The sequence below is a fragment of the Alteromonas sp. W12 genome, assembly GCF_001924945.1.
Lineage (GTDB): Bacteria > Pseudomonadota > Gammaproteobacteria > Enterobacterales > Alteromonadaceae > Alteromonas > Alteromonas macleodii.
In genome coordinates this window covers 1-3,832 of sequence record NZ_LQXH01000004.1, presented here as the reverse complement: position 1 = coordinate 3,832, position 3,832 = coordinate 1, and the positions used below count along the sequence as shown (strand labels likewise).

Genomic DNA, 3,832 nt, shown 5'->3' with positions numbered 1-3,832 from the left:
TGCATTTATGAGTAGCACCAACATCTGGGTGAGCGTAATCGTACTCAGGTTTTTCAGTGAAAGTGCCAGTAAAACCATAGATAAAAACTTTACTCATACCAGTAGCACCTAACACCCCACTAAGGGGCAGTAACACGTAGGCTAAAATTTGGAGCGCAGCGACAGAGCCTACGTGTTACTGTCCCAACGAGCGAAGCGAGAGCCTTAAGTGGTTTGTTAGGTGTTACGATACCAATCACTCCCTTGAAACTGTTTTGGTATATCTTGCTCACTCGGGTCATCAAAGCCGAGGGCTTCCAGGGTGTCAAACCAAAGATCTCTTTTTGACTTTGGTAGTTCTGAACCACACCAAGGACAATATGAGATACCCGAAGTAGCGGTACCGCCATCATGGATGATTATGCCGTACTCGTCGAATTTTGGATTATATGAAATCAGTGCATCTGGACACTCATATTCATCTTTGTGATGGTTACAATCAAACTTGATTGCTAATTCCATTTCATTACAGCAATGTTTAATCACACGCGACACCTAACTTTTAAATAAGGGGCGCAGGCATGTGGGGCAAAATGGCGAAGCCGCCCCGCATGTATGCGTCCCAGCCCGCGCAGCGGGCGAACTTAATTTTTTTGTTAGGTGCCATGCTAGGGAATACCTATATCCCACAATTGCTGTTCACTTAAAAGCAAAATGTCTTGTGTTTCGGAGTATCGAATGCCTAAACAGGTACTCGTAGAGATTAGCAACCCATTTTCCTTTAGTTCAAAAACAACAACGCTATCTTTGCCATGAAAATCCTTCCAGCAATTCAACCGATAAATAGTGCTACCAAGAGCACATTCTTTGTTGGTGAAAAGCAAGTCGTCATCTTCAGTAGCAATATATTGTTCGCGAAGCTTTTCTAAAAAAGAGACTGGATTCATAACTGTCCACTTGGCACCTAACTTCCAAATATGGGGCGCAGACATGTGTGCAAAAATGGCGAAGCCGCGCACATGTTTGCGTCCCAGCGAGCGACAGCGAGTGCCATGATTTGTTTGTTATGTGCGTTTAAAAACAACAGCATTTTAATTGCGCAAATAGGTAACAAACTTAAGCGTCTGCTTGGCTGCATAAAAGACCATAATCGCTAAAACTATCAGAGAGAGAAAGAAAATAAACGATGTTGGAAAATGATTAAGGATTCTTGCTTTTCGGCTAACAAATTCAATAGAGCTTCCATTTTGCCACATTTCGAAAACTAACTTGGATAACCAGCTCGTACCAATAGTAACTAGCCACAATGCCGACGCTGCCAAAAAAGCAATTTCCGTATCACCGTTTTCTTTCTGCATGTTACTCCAAGCACATAACATCCCACTAAGGGGCAGTAACACGTAGGCTAAAATTAGGAGCGGAGCGACAGAGCCTACGTGTTACTGTCCCAGCGAGCGAAGCGAGAGCCTTGAGTAGTTTGTTAGAGTCGTTCACTCTGAAACAACCTTGAGTGTAAGTGCAAAACCCGTACAAACGGCTGTTGATACATAAACCAAGCCCCAAAACATGTAGAGAGGGCTTCCTTTGATTGCAATCTTGTCTCCGATGTATGTTTGGGCTTTGTCAATTGCTGCTAATGTCAACCCTAGACCTATTAGGCCTAAAAAAACACCAGAGATGATTCCTAGCACATAAACTAATTGTTCTAGATATTTGAAGCACAGAATTGAGACTGTAAAGAAACCAACAGATAAGGCGTAGCATTCTGATTGCCACTTTATAAAGTCATAATGCTTACCAAAAAATTTAGTCATTTTATTCATTAAAATTCCTTTTTTCCGAAGACTCTAACTTTTCAATAACGGGCGCAGGCACGTGGGGCATAATGGCGAAGCCGCCCCGCGTGTATGCGTCCCAGCGAACGGAGTGAGTGTGTTGATTGGGTTGTTAGGTGCGTGCATATTAAACCCTAGCTTTTACGCCATTTTTCCATTTGCTCCACTAGCCTAGGATAGCGCCAACTGGCGATAAATAGAATGGGTGAGACAAAGATGACCACCGAAAACAGAAGGAAAACCAACTTTTGTATTTGTGGCAGATTTAGTGATGAATACGCATGCCAAAAAATGGTTACTCCTATTAAGGTGAAAACAAGATAAAAGGCAGTAATAAGGTAGTGAATAAAAAGATTTATGACTGTTTTACTTTTAGCTATTTGCTTTTCTTGTAGCTTACAGTGAAGTTCGGCTGCTAATGCAGCGACAAGGGTTGAGCAAAGAACCAAAAGAGTTTGAGAAATCATTACAAAGTTTTCTTCCCTGAAAAGCACCTAACACCCACATAAGGGGCAGTAATACGTGGGCTAAAATCCGAGCGAAGCGACAGAGCCCACGTGTTACTGTCCCAGCGAGCCTGCGAGCGGCTTAATGTGATTGTTAGGTGACATTGCTGACATTGGTAAATGAAGTTTCATTTACGAGTTTATTGAAAGCTTCTGCAGAGATAGGCTCCTCGCCATATTCACAACAGCCGAAACTACCCTCAGGTAAAAAGCCGTACTTATCCTCAATATGCTCCCTGCTGTAAAACAATGCGTTACCCGATTGATATATTTGAATGACTCTATTGTAAGATTCATCGTCAGCGACTTCATAATACCAGTCTGATGTTCCCCAGTTGTCATATTCATCGCCACGGGACTCGTCCCAATGCCAGAAGTAGTGCTTCATCAACCTTCCTTGTCACCTAACTTTTAAATAAGGGGCGATAACACGTAGGGCATAATAGCGAAGCGGCCCTGCGTGTTAGCGTCCCAGTGGGCTTTAGCCCACGACTTAATTTTTTTGTTATGTGCTACTTTGTTCTTCAAAAGAGAACCCCTTAAAAACAACCTTGAAGATAGAGCCTGAACGCATTTCAATTATATGGTTGTAAGCGTCGCCAGCGATACTAATGCGATGATCCAATATATCTCCATGGAAAGTGTCGTTTGGGTTAAAACTATTTTCTGAACTTAAGAACTCATAGGCGACAACATCTGAATAGATTAACACTAGTGTTCTATCATGTTGTTGACCAAGTAGCTTTAATGTCACTCTTAACGAGCATTCAAATGGCCGTGTATTGTTTCTAAGTTCTTCTATACACAGCGAAGATACCCATGAATCGTGAAGTGATTGAGGGTGATTCAATTCGTAGTGATCTTCGTTTGATGCAAAAGAAAATAGCTCTGGAGGCATAGACTTCCTGTTTGCCTTAATTGAATCCATATAATCGTCGAAGCTAATATTCATTACACAGTACTTTCCTTGGCACATAACATTAAGCTAAGCGGCGCAGTTGCGTGGGGCATAATGGCGAAGCCGCCCCACGTGAATGCGTCCGAGCGACCGAAGGGAGTGGACTTTAGCGCTTTGTTAGAAGCAGAGCCAGTTCCTTTGGTCTTTTTAAAAACTAATGAAGCCAGAATACGATTGATTGTTAGCACAAACAAGCGAAACGACTGAGCAGTGACGGTTTTGATTTGACAGAAGCTAGCCGTCATTTGAGCTACCAAGTGTAATGGCGCTTGCTGACTCAAAATAAAAATTTGGCGATAAAGCGCCTATTGCACCACCTTTGAATTGAAAGCGGCGGATTTAAACCTACCACAAGCTAGAGCGATGCTAATGAAAATAGGAGAGGGTAGTTGCACTGAGGTTTTTATAAGGCCAAACGCAGTTTAGGCTGACGCCTTATAACTTTTCAATAACGGGCGCAGGCACGTAGGGCATAATGGCGAAGCCGCCCTGCGTGTATGCGTCCCAGCGAACGTAGTGAGTGTGTTTATTGGCTTGTTAGCCACCATTTACAA

The 3,832-nt window shown here is 42.8% G+C and carries 7 protein-coding genes; all 7 read right to left on the bottom strand.

The features are described from left to right. Positions 1 to 216 precede the first annotated feature (216 nt). The 7 genes from AWH61_RS07665 to AWH61_RS07635 all read right to left on the bottom strand — a co-directional run bounded on the left by AWH61_RS07665 (position 217) and on the right by AWH61_RS07635 (position 3,272). Positions 217 to 525: a DUF6980 family protein gene (locus tag AWH61_RS07665; RefSeq protein ID WP_212667574.1), complete on the bottom strand. Its 309-nt coding sequence runs from the start codon at positions 523 to 525 to the stop codon at positions 217 to 219. Positions 526 to 647: 122 nt separating this feature from the next. Beyond that, the gene (locus AWH61_RS07660) at positions 648 to 926 is read right to left on the bottom strand and encodes a hypothetical protein (protein WP_075176704.1); all 279 of its coding nucleotides are present in this window, start codon (positions 924 to 926) and stop codon (positions 648 to 650) included. A gap of 144 nt (positions 927 to 1,070) precedes the next feature. Next, a complete protein-coding gene (locus AWH61_RS07655) occupies positions 1,071 to 1,337 on the bottom strand; it encodes a hypothetical protein (protein ID WP_075176703.1) in 267 nt (88 codons plus the stop codon). Positions 1,338 to 1,469: 132 nt separating this feature from the next. Next, on the bottom strand, positions 1,470 to 1,802 hold the full coding sequence (locus AWH61_RS07650) for a hypothetical protein (protein ID WP_075176702.1): 333 nt from the start codon (positions 1,800 to 1,802) through the stop codon (positions 1,470 to 1,472). 146 nt (positions 1,803 to 1,948) lie between these two features. Beyond that, the gene (locus AWH61_RS20135; RefSeq protein WP_075176701.1) at positions 1,949 to 2,281 is read right to left on the bottom strand and encodes a hypothetical protein; all 333 of its coding nucleotides are present in this window, start codon (positions 2,279 to 2,281) and stop codon (positions 1,949 to 1,951) included. 133 nt (positions 2,282 to 2,414) lie between these two features. Next, positions 2,415 to 2,708 (bottom strand): hypothetical protein, encoded by a 294-nt coding sequence (locus AWH61_RS07640; RefSeq protein WP_075176700.1) that lies wholly within the window; start codon positions 2,706 to 2,708, stop codon positions 2,415 to 2,417. Positions 2,709 to 2,825: 117 nt separating this feature from the next. Then, positions 2,826 to 3,272 carry a hypothetical protein gene (locus tag AWH61_RS07635; protein WP_012517161.1) on the bottom strand — a complete coding sequence of 149 codons (447 nt, stop codon included), beginning with the start codon at positions 3,270 to 3,272 and terminating at the stop codon, positions 2,826 to 2,828. Positions 3,273 to 3,832: the final 560 nt, after the last annotated feature.

What these genes read in the sequence shown, in the direction of transcription:
- AWH61_RS07660 (WP_075176704.1), bottom strand. Translation starts at nt 926, where the DNA reads ATGAATCCAGTCTCTTTTTTAGAAAAGCTTCGCGAACAATATATTGCT.
- AWH61_RS07655 (WP_075176703.1), bottom strand. Translation starts at nt 1,337, where the DNA reads ATGCAGAAAGAAAACGGTGATACGGAAATTGCTTTTTTGGCAGCGTCG.
- AWH61_RS07650 (WP_075176702.1), bottom strand. Translation starts at nt 1,802, where the DNA reads ATGAATAAAATGACTAAATTTTTTGGTAAGCATTATGACTTTATAAAG.
- AWH61_RS20135 (WP_075176701.1), bottom strand. Translation starts at nt 2,281, where the DNA reads ATGATTTCTCAAACTCTTTTGGTTCTTTGCTCAACCCTTGTCGCTGCA.
- AWH61_RS07640 (WP_075176700.1), bottom strand. Translation starts at nt 2,708, where the DNA reads ATGAAGCACTACTTCTGGCATTGGGACGAGTCCCGTGGCGATGAATAT.
- AWH61_RS07635 (WP_012517161.1), bottom strand. Translation starts at nt 3,272, where the DNA reads ATGAATATTAGCTTCGACGATTATATGGATTCAATTAAGGCAAACAGG.